The 17273-nt window shown below is 71.4% G+C and carries 18 protein-coding genes; 2 read left to right on the top strand and 16 right to left on the bottom strand.

Annotation, left to right across the window (positions count from 1 at the left end; genetic code table 11):
• Positions 1–112: 112 nt before the first annotated feature.
• The 12 genes from IEY17_RS17240 to IEY17_RS17295 form a co-directional block, all read right to left on the bottom strand.
• Positions 113–676, bottom strand: coding sequence for an adenine phosphoribosyltransferase (locus IEY17_RS17240; RefSeq protein WP_188988960.1), 564 nt, complete (start codon positions 674–676; stop codon positions 113–115).
• The gene (secF, locus tag IEY17_RS17245; RefSeq protein ID WP_188988962.1) at positions 676–1854 is read right to left on the bottom strand and encodes a protein translocase subunit SecF; all 1179 of its coding nucleotides are present in this window, start codon (positions 1852–1854) and stop codon (positions 676–678) included. Before secF ends, IEY17_RS17240 begins: the two co-directional genes overlap by 1 nt.
• Positions 1851–3407 carry a protein translocase subunit SecD gene (gene secD / locus IEY17_RS17250; protein WP_188988964.1) on the bottom strand — a complete coding sequence of 519 codons (1557 nt, stop codon included), beginning with the start codon at positions 3405–3407 and terminating at the stop codon, positions 1851–1853. Before secD ends, secF begins: the two co-directional genes overlap by 4 nt.
• A gap of 273 nt (positions 3408–3680) precedes the next feature.
• Entirely contained in the window at positions 3681–4061 is a 381-nt protein-coding gene (gene yajC, locus IEY17_RS17255) for a preprotein translocase subunit YajC (RefSeq protein WP_188988966.1), read from the bottom strand.
• Positions 4062–4195: 134 nt separating this feature from the next.
• Entirely contained in the window at positions 4196–5272 is a 1077-nt protein-coding gene (gene ruvB / locus IEY17_RS17260; protein WP_188988968.1) for a Holliday junction branch migration DNA helicase RuvB, read from the bottom strand.
• Between the two features lie 7 nt (positions 5273–5279).
• Complete coding sequence (ruvA, locus tag IEY17_RS17265) at positions 5280–5873, bottom strand: Holliday junction branch migration protein RuvA (RefSeq protein WP_188988970.1); 594 nt, start codon at positions 5871–5873, stop codon at positions 5280–5282.
• Positions 5870–6460 (bottom strand): crossover junction endodeoxyribonuclease RuvC, encoded by a 591-nt coding sequence (gene ruvC / locus IEY17_RS17270; protein ID WP_188988972.1) that lies wholly within the window; start codon positions 6458–6460, stop codon positions 5870–5872. Before ruvC ends, ruvA begins: the two co-directional genes overlap by 4 nt.
• A gap of 129 nt (positions 6461–6589) precedes the next feature.
• Positions 6590–7099 carry a DUF4262 domain-containing protein gene (locus IEY17_RS17275; protein WP_188988974.1) on the bottom strand — a complete coding sequence of 170 codons (510 nt, stop codon included), beginning with the start codon at positions 7097–7099 and terminating at the stop codon, positions 6590–6592.
• Positions 7100–7173: 74 nt separating this feature from the next.
• Positions 7174–7923 carry a YebC/PmpR family DNA-binding transcriptional regulator gene (locus IEY17_RS17280; RefSeq protein ID WP_188988976.1) on the bottom strand — a complete coding sequence of 250 codons (750 nt, stop codon included), beginning with the start codon at positions 7921–7923 and terminating at the stop codon, positions 7174–7176.
• A gap of 35 nt (positions 7924–7958) precedes the next feature.
• A complete protein-coding gene (pdxT, locus tag IEY17_RS17285; RefSeq protein WP_188988978.1) occupies positions 7959–8594 on the bottom strand; it encodes a pyridoxal 5'-phosphate synthase glutaminase subunit PdxT in 636 nt (211 codons plus the stop codon).
• Positions 8595–8665: 71 nt separating this feature from the next.
• Positions 8666–8974: an AzlD domain-containing protein gene (locus IEY17_RS17290; protein ID WP_188988980.1), complete on the bottom strand. Its 309-nt coding sequence runs from the start codon at positions 8972–8974 to the stop codon at positions 8666–8668.
• Positions 8971–9672 (bottom strand): AzlC family ABC transporter permease, encoded by a 702-nt coding sequence (locus IEY17_RS17295; protein WP_188988982.1) that lies wholly within the window; start codon positions 9670–9672, stop codon positions 8971–8973. The genes IEY17_RS17290 and IEY17_RS17295 overlap by 4 nt, the downstream gene beginning before the upstream one ends.
• 68 nt (positions 9673–9740) lie before the next feature.
• Between IEY17_RS17295 and IEY17_RS17300 the strand changes: the two genes are divergently transcribed.
• Positions 9741–10310 carry a helix-turn-helix domain-containing protein gene (locus IEY17_RS17300; RefSeq protein WP_188988984.1) on the top strand — a complete coding sequence of 190 codons (570 nt, stop codon included), beginning with the start codon at positions 9741–9743 and terminating at the stop codon, positions 10308–10310.
• A gap of 69 nt (positions 10311–10379) precedes the next feature.
• Here IEY17_RS17300 and IEY17_RS17305 read toward each other — a convergent pair whose 3' ends face one another.
• The gene (locus IEY17_RS17305) at positions 10380–12503 is read right to left on the bottom strand and encodes an elongation factor G-like protein EF-G2 (RefSeq protein ID WP_188988986.1); all 2124 of its coding nucleotides are present in this window, start codon (positions 12501–12503) and stop codon (positions 10380–10382) included.
• A gap of 232 nt (positions 12504–12735) precedes the next feature.
• Here IEY17_RS17305 and pdxS point away from each other — a divergent pair, with 232 nt between their 5' ends.
• Positions 12736–13653 carry a pyridoxal 5'-phosphate synthase lyase subunit PdxS gene (pdxS, locus tag IEY17_RS17310; protein ID WP_188988988.1) on the top strand — a complete coding sequence of 306 codons (918 nt, stop codon included), beginning with the start codon at positions 12736–12738 and terminating at the stop codon, positions 13651–13653.
• A 29-nt stretch (positions 13654–13682) separates the two neighbouring features.
• Here the strand turns inward: pdxS and pgsA are convergent, their stop codons facing one another.
• From pgsA to thrS, 3 genes are all read right to left on the bottom strand, one after another.
• Positions 13683–14309, bottom strand: coding sequence for a phosphatidylinositol phosphate synthase (gene pgsA, locus IEY17_RS17315; RefSeq protein WP_188988990.1), 627 nt, complete (start codon positions 14307–14309; stop codon positions 13683–13685).
• A gap of 215 nt (positions 14310–14524) precedes the next feature.
• Complete coding sequence (locus IEY17_RS17320) at positions 14525–15004, bottom strand: HIT family protein (RefSeq protein ID WP_229680262.1); 480 nt, start codon at positions 15002–15004, stop codon at positions 14525–14527.
• Between the two features lie 160 nt (positions 15005–15164).
• Complete coding sequence (gene thrS, locus IEY17_RS17325) at positions 15165–17180, bottom strand: threonine--tRNA ligase (protein ID WP_188989083.1); 2016 nt, start codon at positions 17178–17180, stop codon at positions 15165–15167.
• Positions 17181–17273: the final 93 nt, after the last annotated feature.

The raw sequence follows: 17273 nt of genomic DNA on the forward strand, positions 1-17273 counted from the left end.
GGTGCGGGTGTGATACGCCCAGCGGTCACCTGGGGCAGCCGATCGCCGAACGGACTTCAGCCCGACCGATCACCGCACACGCGTTCCGGTCCCACGACGTGGGAGACGCTGGTCAGACGCGCAGGAGGGCGCGGACGGTCTCGCCCATGATCTTGTCGCGGCCCTCCAGCGCCGTCAGCTCCAGGACCACCGCCGCCGCGGCCACCTCGGCGCCCGCCTGGCGGACCAGGCGGCACGCCGCGCCCAGGGTGCCGCCGGTGGCGAGCACGTCGTCGACGATCAGCACCCGCTGCCCCGGCCGCAGGGTGTCGGCCGGAAGTTCCAGGGTCGCGCGCCCGTACTCCAGGGTGTACTCGATGCGGTCGGCCACCACCGGCAGCTTGCCGGGCTTGCGCAACCCGATCACCCCGGTGCCGAACGCCTGCGCGACCGCGGCGCCCACCAGGAAACCGCGGGCCTCCACCCCGGCGACCACGTCGAACTCGCTGTCCCGGCCGAGTGCCGAGACGACCGCGTTGAGCCCGTCCCGGTCGGCCAGCAGCGGGCTGATGTCGCGGAACAGCACCCCCGGCTCCGGAAAGTCCGGGATCTCGCGGATCAGCGCCGCGGCCCGCCGCAGCGCGTCGTCGGAAGCATCGGTGACCTGCACGGACGGCGTTTCTCCGAGCGAGGCCATCAGCGTCGCCGCCTGCCGGTCGGGCGCCCCGCCTTGCCCGCGGGACGGCTCGGGCGACGGCCGGACGAGTGGTTGTTGGTCCCGGAACCGGCCGCGACCGCGTGCCTGGGCTCGGCCGGGCCCTCAGCGGCCCTGGTCGCGGAGCGCTCCCGCCGCTGCTGCACCTTGGCCGCGTGGTCGCGGTACCTCGGATCGCGCATCTTGAAGTCCACCAGCAGCGGGGTGGCCAGGAAGACCGACGACACCACACCGGCGATCATGCCGACCAGCTGCACCAGCGCCAGGTCGCGCAGCACGCCGACGCCGAGCAGCCCGGCACCGACCACGAGCAGCCCGGCCACCGGCAGCAGCGCGATCACCGAGGTGTTGATCGACCGCATCAGGGTCTGGTTGACCGCCAGGTTCGCCGCCTCGCCGTAGGTGCGGCGGGTCAGCCCGAGCAGGCCGCGGGTGTTCTCCTTGACCTTGTCGAACACCACCACCGTGTCGTACAGCGAGAACCCGAGGATGGTGAGCAGGCCGATCACCGTGGACGGGGTGACCTCGAACCCGACCAGCGAGTAGATGCCCGCGGTGACGATGATGTCGTGGAACAGCGCGATCAGCGCGGCCACCGCCATCCACTTCTCGAAGTAGAGGGCCAGGAAGACCGTCACCAGCACCAGGAACACGCCCAGCGCGATCAGCGCCTGCTGGGTGATCTCGCCACCCCAGGTGCCGCTCACCGCGCTGTCGCTGATCACCTGCTGGCTCGGGCGGCCCTGCTGGTCCAGCGGCTGCAGCTCGGTGAACAGCGACTGCTTCACCGCCGCGACCTGGTCCGTGGTCAGCGAGGACGAGCGGATCTGGATGCTCTGGTTGGCTCCGACGCCCACGATCTGCACGGTCTCGGCGGGGTGGCCCAGCGCGTCGCGGAACGCGTCCTGCACCGCGTCGGTGCTGATCGGCCCCTGCGCGCCCACGGCCGGAAGCTGGATCTTGGTGCCGCCCTCGAAGTCGATGCCGAGGTTGAAGCCCCTGAACCCGATCGCGCCGAGGCACACCAGGACCAGCAGACCCAGCGCGACGTACCAGCGGGCACGCCTGCCGACGATGTCGAAGGCGCCGGTCCCCGTGTAGAGGCGGTGGAAGACGCTGCCGCGCCGGGCTCCTTCGGTACCTGGAGTCGTCACCTTCACGCCTCCTTGGCGGTGGTCGCGGCCTTGCGGGCGGCGCGGTGCTGGGCCCCCAGCCGCTGCACCGCACCGAGGCCGGAGACCGAGGGCTTGGACAGGACCTTGTTCTTCGAGGCGATCGCCACCAGCGGGTGGGTGACCAGGAAGACCACCACCAGGTCCAGCACCGTGGACATGCCGAGGGTGAAGGCGAAGCCCTTCACCTGGCCGACGGCGAGGACGTAGAGCACCGCGGCGGCGAGGAAGCTGACCGCGTCCGCCGACAGGATCGTGCGCCGTGCCCGGACCCAGGCGCGGGGCACGGCCGAGCGGAACGTGCGGCCCTCGCGGATCTCGTCCTTGAGGCGTTCGAAGAACACGATGAACGAGTCGGCGGTGATGCCGATGGCGACGATGAAACCGGCGACCCCGGCCAGGTCGAGGGTGAACCCGACCCAGCGGCCCAGCAGCACCAGCACCGCGTAGACCACACCGCCGGACAGCACCAGCGACAGGATCGTCAGGATGCCCAGCAACCGGTAGTAGACCAGGCAGTACACGGCGACGAGCAGCAGGCCGATGCCGCCGGCGAGCAGGCCCGCCTCCAGCGAGGCGACACCGAGGGTCGCCGACACCGTCTCCGCCTCGGACTGGTCGAAGGCCAGCGGCAGCGAACCGTACTTGAGGATGTTGGCCAGGTCGGTCGCGCTCTGCTGGTTGAACTGGCCGCTGATCGACGCGTTGCCAGCCAGCAGCGCCTGCTGGATGGTCGGCGCCGAGACGACCTCGCTGTCCAGCACGAACGCCGCCTGTTGGCCGACGTTGGCGGAGGTGAAGTCGGCCCACACCTTGGCCCCGGCGCTCTTGAAGTCCAGCGACACCGTCCACCCCGGCTGGCCGGCCTGCGGCTGCGGCGGCACGGCCTGGGCGTTGGCGATCTCCTTGCCCTCCAGGAACACCGGGTCCAGCACGTACTTGAACTCGCCTTCGCGGTCGCAGGTGACCAGCGGCAGCTTCGGGTCGTCGTTGCCGCGCAGCGGGTCCTCGGCGTTGCAGTCCAGCGCCTGCAGGGCCTGCTGCTGGACGCCCGGGTCGGTGCTCTGCCGGGTCCGCTTGGCCTCCTCGATGGCCTCCCGCTGGTCGCCCGGCTGCTGCTGGTGCACGGCCTGCGGGGTGGTGCCCGCCTGGGCGGGCTGCGCCGGCACCTGGTTGACGACCTTGCGGAAGTTCAGCTCGGCGGTCTGGCCGAGCTGCTTGGCCTGCTCACCGCCCGCGCCGGGCACGGTGATCACCAGGTTGTTGCCGTCCCGGGTGACCTCGGAGCCGCTCACGCCCATGCCGTTGACGCGGGTCTCGATGATCTGCCGGGCCTGGTTCAGCGACTCGGTGGTGGGTGGCCTGCCGTCCGGGGTGCGGGCGGTCAACGTGACCCTGGTGCCGCCCTGCAGGTCGATCCCGAGCTTCGGGTAGGGCCTGCCGTCGCCGGTGAAGAACACCAGCGCGTAGAGCGCCGCCACGATCAGCGCGAAGATCGCCAGATAACGCCCTGGGCGGATCTGCCCGGCCGGAGGTGCCACGGTGCGTCGGTCTCCTGTTCGCGGTCTGGGTGCGCGGATTCGGCCTCGCCGGCGACCCGCGCGCACTCCTGGCGGTGACCGGGTGGTGCCGATCACCGCAGTTCTCGGTCCAGTGTGACAAACCCGCTGTGACCGTCCCCGCCCTGGGGTCCACAGTGCGTCACCGATCGCTACGCACGGACGCGGGCCCGGCATGGTGTCCGGTGCCCGCGTCGCTGGTCGGCGCGTCGCCACCGCGGGCCCGGGCCGGGCCCGGGGACGTCCCGCCGGGCGTCAGTTGGTCTTCTGCTGCTCCGCGACCTCGGTCCTGGCCTCGTCGGCGGAGGTGTCGTCAGCGGAGCGGCTCTCCTCGGCCTTGGCCGGGGCCTCCGCAGTGGTGGCCGGGGCGCTGGTGGTGGTGACCTTCTCGCGGATCGCGGCACGCACCCAGGTGGTGGTCAGGCCGGGGGCCAGCTCCAGGTCGATGGTGTCGTCGGCGGTGGCGACGACGGTGCCGAACACGCCGGAGGTGGTCATCACCCGGTCACCGGGGGCGATCGAGTTCTGCAGCTTCTGCTGCTCCTGCATGGCGCGCTTCTGCTTACGCGCCTGAAGGAACAGCGGCACCGCGAGCAGGACGATCAGCAGCGGGAGAATCAGGGATTGGAGGTCCATCGTGCTCCGTTCAGCGGACGCTTCAGGGCCCAGCCCTCGCAGCACTGCGCCCGGATTGTTCGGATGTTCAGCCCCCAGTGTGCCAGGTCCACCCGGGGTGCCGAGGACCCTACTACGCCCAGGTCACCGGCCGATCACTCGTCGAACAGGCTCGGCGGTCGCTCGCCCGGTGCGTGCTGGGGCGGGGTGAGTCCCAGGTGGTGCCAGGCGGCTGCCGTGGCGACCCGGCCACGTGGGGTGCGCGCGAGCATACCGGCGCGCACCAGGTAGGGCTCGCACACCTCCTCCACCGTGGTCGGTTCCTCGCCGACCGCGACCGCGAGCGTCGAGATGCCCACCGGTCCACCGTGGAACGACCTGATCAGCGCCCCGAGCACCGCCCGGTCCAGCCGGTCCAGTCCCTGCTCGTCGACGTCGTAGACCTCCAGCGCCGCCCGCGCGATGTCGCGGGTCACCGCGCCGTCGGCGCGCACGTCGGCGAAGTCGCGGACCCGCCTCAGCAGCCGGTTGGCGATGCGCGGCGTGCCGCGCGAGCGGCGGGCGATCTCGGCGGCACCGTCGTCGCGCAGGTCCACGCCGAGGATCCCGGCCGAGCGCCGCACCACCTGCTCCAGCTCCTCGGCGCTGTAGAACTCCATGTGGGCGGTGAAGCCGAACCGGTCGCGCAGCGGGCCGGTCAGCGCGCCGGACCGGGTGGTGGCCCCGACGAGCGTGAACGGGGCCAGCTCCAGCGGAATGCTGGTGGCGCCCGGCCCCTTGCCGACCACGATGTCCACCCGGTAGTCCTCCATCGCCAGGTAGAGCATCTCCTCGGCGGGGCGGGCGATCCGGTGGATCTCGTCGATGAACAGCACGTCGCCCTCGGCGAGGTTGGACAGCATCGCCGCGAGGTCGCCGGGGCGCTCCAGCGCCGGGCCGGAGGTGACCCGGATCGAGGCACCCAGCTCGGCCGCGATGATCATCGCCAGGCTGGTCTTGCCCAGCCCGGGCGGACCGGAGAACAGCACGTGGTCGGGCTGGTCGCCGCGCTTGAGCGCACCGTGCAGCACCAGTTCCAGCTGCTCCCGGACGCGTGCCTGGCCGACGAACTCGCTGAGCCTGCGCGGCCGCAGCGTCATCTCGACATCCCGCTCCGCGGGTTCCTGGTGCGGAGCCAGGCTGACCTCGGCGCCGTCGCCGCCCCAGTCCCCGGCTGCGTCGTCCTGGTACATCAGGCCCTCACTTCGGTCCCAGCTTGGTCAACGCCCGGCGCAACACCGCCGAGGTGTCCAGGTCGCCGTCGCCGGACGCGAGCACCGCCTCCACGCTCTGCTCGGCCTGCTTGGCCGAGAAGCCCAGGCCGACCAGCGCCTCCGACACCTCCGTGCGCACCCGGGCGCGGTCCGGTGCGGCCCCCGGTCCGGGCGCGGCCACCGCGCTCACTTTGTCCCGCAGCTCCAGGATCAGCCGCTCGGCGCTCTTGCGGCCGATGCCCGGCACCTGGGTGAGCACCGTGAGGTTGCCGTCGGCCAGGGCGTGGCAGAGCTGGTCGGGCGAGAGCACCGCGAGAGTGGCCAGCGCCAGCCGCGGGCCGACCCCGGAGGCGGTCTGCAGCAGGCCGAACAGGTCGCGGGACTCGGCGTCGGCGAAGCCGTAGAGGGTCAGCGAGTCCTCGCGCACGATCAGCGAGGTCCACAGCCGGGTCTCCTCGCCGCGGCGCAGTCCGGCCAGCGTCGCCGGGGTGGCGTGCACCGCCAGGCCGACCCCGCCGACTTCGATCACGGCGTGGTCCAGCCCGATGGACAGCACCGGACCTCGCACCGTGGAGATCATCGCGGTTTCCTTCCTGCTGGTGTCCGGGCGGCCTGCTGCGCCGCCCGGAGCCGGGCGCGGTGGTTGCGGGCGAGCTCGGCTGCCCTGGCCTCGGCCTCGGCGAGGCGGTTCGCCATGGGGGCCCGCCACAGGTGGCAGACGGCCAGCGCGAGCGCGTCGGCGGCGTCGGCGGGCCGCGGCGCGGTGGCCAGCCCGAGGATCTTGGTGACCATGGTGGTGACCTGGCGTTTGTCCGCCCGCCCGGAGCCGCTGATGGCCGCCTTGACCTCGCTCGGCGTGTGGAAGGCGACCGGCAGGCCGCGGCGCGCGGCGGCCAGCGCCACGACCCCGGAGACCTGGGCGGTGCCCATCACCGTGCGCACGTTGTGCTGGCTGAAGACGCGTTCGATGGCGACCACCTCGGGGCGGTGCCGGTCCATCCACTGTTCGACCACGTCGGCGACCGCGAGCAACCGGGCGGACAGCTCGCACTCCGGGGGCGTGCGGGCCACGCCGACCGCGACGCAGGCGACCTCGCGGCCGCGGCCGCCGTCGACCACGCCAAGCCCGCAGCGAGTGAGCCCGGGGTCGACTCCCAACACGCGCACGCAGCCACCTGCCCAGCCATCAACAACCCGTGAACATCCGTTCGAACCCTAGCGAACCGCGCACCGCGGGCCGAGCACCGACACGCACCCACCCGATCACGACAGCGCGCGGCCTCGGCCCGCACGCGCTCAGGGCCCGTCGACGCCCGGGGTCCAGCTCTCCGGCAGACCGCTGTCGGTCAGCACCGGCTGGTACTCGCGGAAACCACCCGGCGCGTCGTCCTGCCACGGAAACCGGCCCCCGTCCGGGCTCGAGGCAATCAGCTGCACGGCGGGGAAGTCCGCGCCGTTGTAGACCACAAACGCGCTGCCGAGGAACTCCGGGTAGTGCCGCAGGGCGACCTTCTCGAAGGTCACCGGGCACCCCTGCAGGAAGCCCTCGTACAGCGTGCCGGGCCGGAACCGCTCCCCGGCCGCGACACGCTCGACGTAGGTGTGGACCACCGCGTGCGCCACCTCCTGGGGCAGCCCGATCACGACCACTTCCGGTTTCCCGAAGCGCCGCCAGGCCCCGACGGAGAACGCATACGACGCGCCGCGGTCGTCGCCGGCCACGTGCACCACCGCCGCGCCGTGCCTGTCGGCCTCGTTCACCAGCCAGCGGCGCAGTCCCTCATCGCTGTCGACCACGGGCGCCATTCTGCCCGCGAAGCACACCGCTCCCGCCGGTGCCCGGTCGCGGGTACCGGCGGGAGCGGCGCGGTCACGTGGCGTCAGCCGACCTCGGCCATGATCTCGTCCGAGACGTCGAAGTTCGCGTAGACGTTCTGCACGTCGTCGCAGTCCTCCAGGGCGTCGATCAGCTTGAAGATCTTCTTGGCGCCCTCGGCGTCCAGCTGGACGTTGACCGAGGCGAGGAAGTTGGTCTCCGCCGAGTCGTACTCGATGCCCGCGTTCTGCAGCGCCTTGCGGACCTCGACCAGGTCGGCCGGGTCGGACAGGATCTCGTAGTTCTCGCCGAGGTCGTTGACCTCCTCGGCGCCGGCCTCCAGCACCGCCATGAGCACGTCGTCCTCGCTGAGCCCGTTCTTCGGCAGCAGGACGACGCCCTTGCGGTTGAACAGGTACGACACCGAACCGGCGTCGGCCATCGAGCCGCCGTTGCGGGTCATCGCGGTGCGCACCTCGCCGGCGGCGCGGTTGCGGTTGTCGGTCAGGCACTCCACCAGCATGGCGACGCCGTTGGGGCCGTAGCCCTCGTACATGATCGTCTGCCAGTCGGCGCCACCCGCCTCCTCACCGGCACCGCGCTTGCGCGCGCGCTCGATGTTGTCCAACGGCACCGAGTTCTTGCGGGCCTTCTGGATGGCGTCGTACAGGGTCGGGTTGCCCTCGGGATCGCCCCCACCGGTTCGTGCGGCAACCTCAATGTTCTTGATCAGCTTCGCGAAGAGCTTGCCGCGCTTGGCGTCGAGGGCGGCCTTCTTGTGCTTGGTGGTGGCCCACTTCGAGTGGCCGCTCATCTCTCCTCCGTCGTTCTACGCCTGCGCTGCCGTTTTCACTGCGCGCGGACGATCTGTGCGAAATAGCGGTGCACGCGCTCGTCCCCGCTGACCAGCTCCGGGTGGAAAGCAGTGGCGAGCACCGGTCCCTGCCGAACCGCGACGATCCTACCGGCGGCCCCGCCGCGTCCCGTGGTGTCCGGGTCCTCGGGCACGCTCGCCAGCACCTCGACCCCGTCACCGACCTTCTCCACCCACGGGGCGCGGATGAACACCGCGTGCACCGGGCCGTCGGTGATGCCGGTGAACTCCAGGTCGGTCTCGAAGGAGTCGACCTGCCGGCCGAAGGCGTTGCGGCGCACCGCGACGTCCAGCGCTCCCAGCGGCCGCACCGCCGGAAGCTGCGGGTCCTGGTCGAGCACCTCGCGCGCCAGCATGATCATGCCGGCGCAGGACCCGAACGCAGGCAGCCCGGCGGCCAGCCGCTCGCGCAGCGGCTCGTAGAGCTCGAAGGTGTCCAGCAGGCGGGTCATGGTGGTGGACTCCCCGCCCGGCAGCACGATGCCGTGCACCGCGGCCAGCTCCTCGGGACGGCGGACCGGACGCGCGTCGGCCCCACTGCGCTCCAGCGCGGCCAGGTGCTCGGCCACCCCACCCTGCAGGGCGAGAACTCCGACAACGGGTTTCGTCACGACTCCGATTGTCCTGCATCCGCGTGTCCGGCCGAAGCCCGGGACCGGCGCCGCACGAACCCGGACGAAAGTCAGGTGAGTCCGGCCAGCCGCAGCAGGGCCGTGGTGGCGGCCGCGGCGACGACCACGACCACGAACGGCGCGCGCCGCCAGGCCAGCACGCCGCCGACGGCGACCCCGGCGAACCGGGCCCACCCGGCGAACCCGCCGGACTCGAAGGCGGTGCTGGTGGTCACGAACGCGGCGAGCAGGACGATCGCCGCCATCGACATCAGCTGCTCCCAGCGCGGCGAGACCTGGATCCGCCCGCGCAGCAGCGGACCGGCCAGTCGCATCGCGTAGGTCCCGGCGGCCAGCGCGAAGATCACCCCGAGGGTCATCGGGTCACCTCGATCCGCTTGGGCAGCGGCAGCGCGGCGGCCAGGCCGATCAGGGCGGCCATGACGGGCAGCCCCTCGGGCAGGACCGGGGTGGTCACCACGGCGATCAGCGCGCCGAGCGCCACCGCCCGCAGCGTCCGGTGCTCGCGCAGCGACGGCATGATCAGCGCGAGCAGCGCGGCGGGCATGGCGGCGTCCAGCCCGAGGGCACTCGGGTCGCCGATGCCCTGGCCCAGCAGGCCGCCGAGGAACACCGACGGCGCCCAGGCGCAGTACAGCGCGATGCCGGTGAGCCAGTAGGCGCGCTTCTTCTCCGCGGTGGTGTCCTGCGCCAACGCGAACGCGACCGACTCGTCGACCATCAGGTGGCTACCGACGAGCCGGCTCGGCCAGCCGCGGTCGAGCAGGCCGCCGACGGCCAGGCCGAACGGGAAGTGGCGGGCGTTGAGCATCAGGCCGCCAAGCACCGCGGTGAGCGGTGCGGCGCCGGCGGTGATCAGGCCGACCGCCATGAACTCGGAGCCGCCGGCGAACACCACCGCCCCCATCAGGGTAATCATCGGAAGCGGTACGCCCCTGCTCACCGCGATCGCGCCCAGCGAGGCCCCCACGATGGCCATCGCCAGCGCCATCGACAGCACGTCGCGCACCAGCGCATCCCGCCAGAAAGCCGTTCGTGTTCGCTGTAACGCACTCACGTTCGTTATCCTGAACGAAACGAGGAGCGTTCGTCAAAACGAATTTTTGGACCGGCAGACCGAACAGCATGAGTGAGACCGAGAACTCCCCGGCCGCGCCGCTGGAGATCATCGCCATGTCGCTGCGCCGCGAGCGCGACCGCGCCGGGCTGACCCTGACCGAACTCGCCCGCCGCGCCGGCATCGCGAAATCCACGCTCTCCCAACTGGAGTCGGGCACCGGCAACCCCAGCGTCGAGACGCTGTGGGCGCTGGGCGTGGCGCTGGGCGTGCCGTTCAGCCGGCTCGTCGACCCGCCGACGCCCCGGGTGCGGGTCGTCCGCGCCGGCCAGGTGCCGATCGTGCGCTCCGAGCAGTCGACCTACGCCGCCGCCCTGCTGTCGTCGGGGCAGCCCGGCACCCGCCGCGACCTCTACGTGCTGGAGCTCGAACCGGGCGGGGTGCGGCACGCGGACCCGCACATCCCGGGTTCGGTGGAGCACGTCATCGTCACGGCCGGGAAGCTGCGCGTCGGCCCGGAGGAGAACCCGGTGGAGCTCGACGTGGGCGACTACATCTCGTTCTCCGGCGACGTCCCGCACCGCTACGAGGCGCTTGCCCCCACCACCAAGGCGGTCCTCGTCATGGAACACGTCTGACGCCGCGGGAGGCGGCGATCCCAGTGGACATCACCTCAAGCCGGTTTCCACCGGAATCGCCGACACCCATCATCTGGTGGTCATCTGCGCGAGCAGCGACTCCGGGACCGGCTCGTAGCTCTCGAAGTGCCGGGTGAACGTGGCGCTGCCGGAACTGAGCGAACGCACGTTGATCGTGTAGCGCATGAGCTCGCTCGCGGGCACGTGCGCCCGCACCACCGTCCAGCCGCCGTCCTCCGGCTCGGTGCCGATCACCTTGCCGCGGCGGCTCGACAGGTCACCCAGCACCGCCCCGAGGTGCTCGTCCGGGATGCGCACCTCCACCGCGTCGACCGGCTCCAGGGTGACCAGCCCCGCCTGTTCCGCGGCGGCCTTGAGGGCCAGCGCCCCCGCCGCCTGGAACGCCGCGTCGGACGAGTCGACGCTGTGCGCCTTGCCGTCCACCAGCGTCACGCGGATATCCATCAGCGGACACCCCTCGGTGATACCCTTCTCGGCCTGCGCGCGCACGCCCTTCTCGACGCTGGGGATGAACTGCCGCGGCACGGCTCCCCCGACAACCCGCTCGGCGAACTCGACACCCGACCCGCGCGGCAGCGGCTCCACCTCGATGTCGCACACCGCGTACTGGCCGTGCCCGCCGGACTGCTTGACGTGGCGCCCGTGCCCCTTGGCCGGTTGCGCGAACGTCTGCCGCAGCGGCACCCGCACCGGCACGGTGTCGATCTCCGCGCCCCCCTCGCGGAGCCGTTGCAGCACCACGTCCGCGTGCGCCTCGCCCATGCACCACAGCACCAGCTGGTGGCTGGCACTGTCGCGTTCCAGCCGCAGGCTCGGGTCCGCGGCGACGAGCCGGTTGAGGTTGCGCGCCAGCGCGTCCTCGTCGCTGCGGGTGTGCGCGGTGACCGCGATCGGCAGCTGCGGTTCGGGCATCGGCCACGGGGTCAGCAGCAGCGGGTCCGATGGGTCCGACAGGGTGTCGCCGGTCTCGGCCGACCCGATCTTGGTCAGCGCGCACAGGTCACCGGCGATGCAGTGCGGCACCTCGCGCAGACTCGCGCCCAGCGGCGAGTACAGGTGCGCCACCCGCTCGTCCTCGTCGTGGTCGGGGTGCCCGCGTTCGGCCATGCCGTGCCCGGAGACATGCACCGGCCGTTCCGGGCGCATCGTCCCGGAGAACACGCGCGCCAGGGAGACCCGCCCGACGTAGGAGTCGACCGAGGTGTGCACCACCTCGGCGGCCAACGGCCCCGACGGGTCGGGGGTGAGCGTGCGCGGGTGGCGGCCCTGTGGGTCGGTGAACTCCGGCAGCGGGTGCTCCAGCGGCGACGGGAAGCCGCGGGCGATGCCGTCGAGCACCTCCCGCACGCCCAGCCCGGTCGCCGCGCACACCGGCACCACCGGGTGCAGGCCACCGCGGACCACGGCCGTCTCCAGATCGCTGATCAGCGTGTTCTCGTCGATCTGCTCGCCACCGAGGTAGCGGTCCATCAGCGACTCGTCCTCGCTCTCGGCGATGATCGCCTCGATGAGCTCGCCGCGCTGCTCGTCGTAGAGCTCGCGCAGTTGCTCGTCGGCCGGGTGGACGCCTCCGACCTCGTAGAGGCTGCCGGTGAGCAGGCCGACCAGGGCGGAGATCTCGCCGTCGGCGCCGCGGTGCGGCAGGTACAGCGGGACCACGCCGGAGCCGAAGGCGTCCTGGCAGGCCAGCAGTGCGCCGTCGAAGTCCGCGCGGGGCTGGTCGAGCCGGGAGATCACCACGCCGCGCGGCATACCGACCGCCGCGCACTCCTGCCAGATGGCCCGGGTGGCGGCGTCGACGCCCTCGGCGGCGGCCACCACGAACAGCGCGGCGTCGGCCGCGCGCAGCCCGGCGCGGAGTTCGCCGACGAAGTCCGCGTAGCCGGGGGTGTCGATGAGGTTGATCTTGATCTCGCCGTACTGCACCGGGGCGACGGCCAGACCGATGGACCGTTGCTGTTCGATCGCGGCGGGCTCGTGGTCGCACACCGTGGTGCCCTCGGTGACCGTGCCCGCCCGGGGGATCGTCGAGGTGGCCGCGAGCAGCGCCTCGACCAGCGTGGTCTTACCCGCCGCCGACGGGCCGACCAGCACGACGTTGCGAATCATGGCGGGATCTGAAGGGGCCGGGATCGCCGGCCCTCCTACCGCGCCGCCTTGTTTGCTTCCCATGGCTACTCCCTGCGCGTTTCCGCTCCCGGCGACCGGATGTGTCACCGATCACACACCTCGGCCACCGGTCGTGCAAGGGCTGGCGGTCGCCACGGGAGTCAAGTGGACTACCGGAAAAGCCCAAGAGTGGACCGTTGAAGTGGTCCAGTTCGGCACTAACCTCTCCAGCGCGAGGTCGGCGCGCTGCGCATCCCTGCGCACCACCGACGACAACAACAACAGGAAGGTCGAAGTGACTACCGTCGACGCCAAGGACACCACCAGCACCACCCGGACCGGGACCGACGGGGTCAAGCGCGGCATGGCCGAGATGCTTAAGGGCGGCGTGATCATGGACGTGGTGACGCCCGAGCAGGCCAAGATCGCCGAGGACGCCGGCGCGGTCGCGGTGATGGCGCTGGAGCGGGTGCCCGCCGACATCCGCGCGCAGGGCGGCGTGGCCCGGATGTCGGACCCGGACATGATCGAGAGCATCATCAACGCGGTGTCCATCCCGGTGATGGCCAAGGCGCGCATCGGGCACTTCGTGGAGGCCCAGGTGCTGCAGTCGCTGGGCGTGGACTACATCGACGAGTCCGAGGTGCTCACCCCCGCCGACGAGGCCAACCACATCGACAAGTGGGCCTTCACGGTGCCGTTCGTGTGCGGTGCCACCAACCTCGGCGAGGCGCTGCGCCGGATCTCCGAGGGCGCGGCGATGATCCGCTCCAAGGGCGAGGCCGGCACCGGCAACGTGGTCGAGGCGACCCGGCACATGCGCCAGATCCGCGCCGACATCCGCCGCCTGTCGGTGCTCGGCGAGGACGAGCTCTACGTGGCGGCCAAGGAGCTGCGCGCCCCGGTGCAGCTGGTCCAGGAGGTGGCCCGGACCGGGAAGCTGCCGGTGGTGCTGTTCACCGCGGGCGGCATCGCCACCCCCGCCGACGCGGCGATGATGCGCCAGCTGGGCGCGGAGGGCGTCTTCGTCGGCTCGGGCATCTTCAAGTCAGGCGACCCGGTCAAGCGGGCCGAGGCGATCGTCAAGGCCACCACGTTCTACGACGACCCGGACGTGATCGCGAAGGTCTCCCGCGGGCTCGGCGAGGCCATGGTCGGCATCAACCTCGACGACCTCTCCGAGCAGCAGCGCTACGCCCAGCGCGGCTGGTGAACCAGATGACGGTGCGGGGGCACTTCACGTCAGGGGTGCCCCTCGCCCGACTCGCCGGCGCGGTACGACGCGTGGACCGCGACCAGACGCTGGGCGATGGTGATCAGCGACATCACCACCAGCAGCCACACCGCCACGTCCAGGACGTACGGGACGCCCAGACCGTGCAGGCCGGTGCCCACCAGGATCACCAGGAACCGCTCCGCACGCTCGGCCAGGCCGCCGTCGGCCCGCAGCCCGTTGGCCTCCGCACGAGCCTTGACGTAGGAGATCACCTGGGCGGTGACCAGGCAGATCAGCAGCCCCAGGCCGCGCAGCCGGTCCACCTCCACGACCAGCGCCCACCACACCAGGGCACCGAAGAGGGCGCCGTCGACCAGCCGGTCGCAACTCGCGTCGAGCACCCCGCCGAAGCGGGACGCCCTGCCCCCGGCGCGGGCCATCGCACCGTCGACGATGTCGAACAGCAGGAACACCGCGACCACCACGGTGCCCACGAACAACTCGCCGCGCGGGAAGAACCACAGCGCCGCCGTGGCGCTGAGCGTGGTCCCGACCACCGTCACCGCGTTCGGCGACAGCCCGAGCCGGACCAGCCCCGCGCCGATTGGGTTGGTCAGCCGCGATAGTGAAGCCCGCGCGAAGATGTTGAGCATTGCCTGAAGTGCCAGCCACCTGTGCAGTCGTTTGCCGTTCTTGCAGACTAGCCGCCGGTGATCACCCCGCCAGCCGGGCGGGCGCCGACGCGGCACTCCGTGACCTTGGTGACACGTCACTGTCGCGGGGATCGACGCGCCGATCTCCACCCGGAATCGCCGCCCGAACGGGCCAGGATGGGCGTCCTCGGCCCGTTCCCGTCCCGAGCGCGGGTTTACCGAACCCGGGCCCAGGCGTCAGCCAGCAGCTCGCGGGTTTCGCCCAGCAGCTGCGGCAGGACCTTGGTGTGCCCGATGACCGGCATGAAGTTCGAGTCGCCGCCCCACCGGGGCACCACGTGCTGGTGCAGGTGCGCGGCGATCCCCGCCCCGGCCACCGGCCCCTGGTTCAGCCCGATGTTGAACCCGTGCGGCGCGGACACTTTTCGGATCACCCGCATCGCACGCTGGGTGAACTGGGCGAGCGCCACCGTCTCCGCCGGGGTCAGCTCCGTGTAGTCGGCCACGTGCCGGTACGGCAGCACCATCAGGTGCCCCGGGTTGTACGGGTACAGGTTCAGGATCGCGAACACCAGCTCGTCGCGCGCCACGATCAGCGTCTCGCTGTCCGGTCGGCCGGAGTCCAGCAACCGGCAGAACGGGCAGCCGTCACTGTCGTCGCCGACCGGCTTGTTCTCGCCCTGGATGTAGGCCATCCGGTGCGGGGTCCACAGCCGCTGCAACGCGTCCGGCACGCCGACACCAGGCTGCTCGATCAGCTCCACGCCCTCGGGAAGCTCGTTCACGACACCTCCGCGTCCTGCCGGACACCCGCATCCGGCCGGTGTCCTCCAGCCAGAAGTGCGACAGCGTCGCTCATGACACCTCCGCCCGGAAGTTCTCCGCCGTCGGGGAGGCGTTCTCCCGCCGCTCGACCCAGCGGGTCAGCGAATCGACCGCGGTGGTCAGCGGCACCCCGTTGACCTGGCTGCCGTCACGGAACCGGAACGACACCGCGTCGGCCGCCACGTCCTTGTCCCCGGCCAGCAGCAGGAACGGCACCTTCTGCGTGGTGTGGGTGCGGATCTTCTTCTGCATCCGGTCGTCGCTGGTGTCGACCTCGACGCGGATGCCCTTGGCGCGCAGCGCGGCGGCCACCCGCTGCAGGTGCGGCACGTGATCGTCGGCGATCGGGATGCCAACCGCCTGCACCGGCGCCAGCCAGGCCGGGAACGCGCCCGCGTAGTGCTCGGTGAGCACCCCGAAGAACCGCTCGATGGAGCCGAACAGCGCCCGGTGGATCTTGATCGGCCGCTGCTTGCTGCCGTCCGGGGCGGTGTACTCCAGGTTGAACAGCTCCGGCAGGTGGTAGTCAACCTGGATGGTCGACATCTGCCAGCTGCGGCCGAGCGCGTCCTTGGCCTGCACGGAGATCTTCGGGCCGTAGAAGGCGGCGCCGCCCGGGTCGGGCACCAGTTCCAGACCGGAGCTCTCCGCGGCGGTGCGCAGCGCCTCGGTGGCCACCGCCCAGCTCTCGTCGTCGCCGACGTACTTCTCCTCGTTGCGGGTGGACAGCTCGAGGTAGAAGTCCTCCAGGCCGTAGTCGCGCAGCAGGTCCAGCACGAAGCTCAGCAGCGACGTCAGCTCGTCCTGCAGCTGCTCCGGGGTGCAGTAGATGTGCGCGTCGTCCTGCGTCATGCCGCGCACCCGGGTCAGCCCATGCACCACGCCGGACTTCTCGTAGCGGTACACCGACCCGAACTCGAACAGCCGCAGCGGCAGCTCCCGGTAGGAGCGGCCGCGGGAGCGGAAGATCAGGTTGTGGAAAGGGCAGTTCATCGGCTTGAGGTAGTAGTCCACCCCGGGCTTGCGCAGTTCGCCGTTGGCGTCGCGCTCCTCGTCCAGGTGCATCGCCGGGAACATGCCGTCGCGGTACCAGTCCAGGTGTCCGGAGGTCTTGAACAGCTGGTCCTTGGTGATGTGCGGGGTGTAGACGAACTCGTAGCCGGCCTGCTCGTGACGCTGCCGGGAGTAGTTCTCCAGCTCGCGCCGGATGATGCCGCCCTTGGGGTGGAACACCGGCAGGCCGGAGCCGATCTCCTCCGGGAAGGAGAACAGGTCCAGCTCCGCACCGAGCCGCCGGTGGTCGCGGCGCTCGGCCTCGGCCAGCAGCTCCAGGTGCTCGGCGAGCTTCTCCTTGGACTCCCAGGCGGTGCCGTAGATCCGCTGCAGCTGCGGGTTGTTCTGGTTGCCCCGCCAGTACGCGGCGGCGACCCGCATCAGCTTGACCGCGGGGATGTACCGGGTGTGCGGCACGTGCGGGCCGCGGCACAGGTCGCCCCAGACAACCTCGCCGTTGCGGTCGATGTTGTCGTAGACGGTCAGCTCGCCGCCGCCGACCTCCATCACCTCACTGGTGTCCACATCGGACTTGAGGTCGACCAGTTCCAGCTTGTACGGCTCGGCGGCCAGCTCCTGCCTGGCGGCCTCGACCGAATCCAGCCGACGGCGCTGGAACTTCTGCCCCGACTTGATGATCTGCTTCATGCGCTTCTCCAGCGCCTGCAGGTCCTCGGGGGTGAACGGCCGGTCCACGTCGAAGTCGTAGTAGAAGCCGTCCCGCACCGGCGGGCCGATGCCCAGCTTGGCGTCCGGAAACAGGTTCTGCACCGCCTGGGCCAGCACGTGCGCGGCGGAGTGCCGGATGACGCTGCGGCCGTCCTCGGTGTCGGCGGCCACCGCCTCCACCTCGACGTCGACCTCCGGCGCCCACGCCAGGTCGCGCAGGATGCCGTCCGGGTCGCGGACGACCACGATCGCTTCCGGGCCCTTGGACGGCAACCCTGCCTCGGCGACCGCAGCCCCCGCGGTAGTGCCCGCCGGAACCTTCACCCGGAGAACTTGCTGGGCGTGGGACGGCTGTACGGACACGATCACTCCTCGGCTGGTGCCGGTCGCCGACCGGCGTGGATACGCTTCGCATCC

This window comes from Saccharopolyspora thermophila, assembly GCF_014646075.1.
GTDB lineage: Bacteria > Actinomycetota > Actinomycetes > Mycobacteriales > Pseudonocardiaceae > Saccharopolyspora > Saccharopolyspora thermophila.

Bases quoted from the DNA above. Each gene is read 5' to 3' on its own strand.
- IEY17_RS17240 (WP_188988960.1), bottom strand. From the start codon at position 676: ATGGCCTCGCTCGGAGAAACGCCGTCCGTGCAGGTCACCGATGCTTCC.
- yajC (WP_188988966.1), bottom strand. From the start codon at position 4,061: ATGGACCTCCAATCCCTGATTCTCCCGCTGCTGATCGTCCTGCTCGCG.
- ruvB (WP_188988968.1), bottom strand. From the start codon at position 5,272: ATGTACCAGGACGACGCAGCCGGGGACTGGGGCGGCGACGGCGCCGAG.
- ruvA (WP_188988970.1), bottom strand. From the start codon at position 5,873: ATGATCTCCACGGTGCGAGGTCCGGTGCTGTCCATCGGGCTGGACCAC.
- IEY17_RS17275 (WP_188988974.1), bottom strand. From the start codon at position 7,099: ATGGCGCCCGTGGTCGACAGCGATGAGGGACTGCGCCGCTGGCTGGTG.
- IEY17_RS17280 (WP_188988976.1), bottom strand. From the start codon at position 7,923: ATGAGCGGCCACTCGAAGTGGGCCACCACCAAGCACAAGAAGGCCGCC.
- IEY17_RS17290 (WP_188988980.1), bottom strand. From the start codon at position 8,974: ATGACCCTCGGGGTGATCTTCGCGCTGGCCGCCGGGACCTACGCGATG.
- IEY17_RS17300 (WP_188988984.1), top strand. From the start codon at position 9,741: ATGAGTGAGACCGAGAACTCCCCGGCCGCGCCGCTGGAGATCATCGCC.
- IEY17_RS17305 (WP_188988986.1), bottom strand. From the start codon at position 12,503: ATGGGAAGCAAACAAGGCGGCGCGGTAGGAGGGCCGGCGATCCCGGCC.
- pgsA (WP_188988990.1), bottom strand. From the start codon at position 14,309: ATGCTCAACATCTTCGCGCGGGCTTCACTATCGCGGCTGACCAACCCA.
- IEY17_RS17320 (WP_229680262.1), bottom strand. From the start codon at position 15,004: ATGGCCTACATCCAGGGCGAGAACAAGCCGGTCGGCGACGACAGTGAC.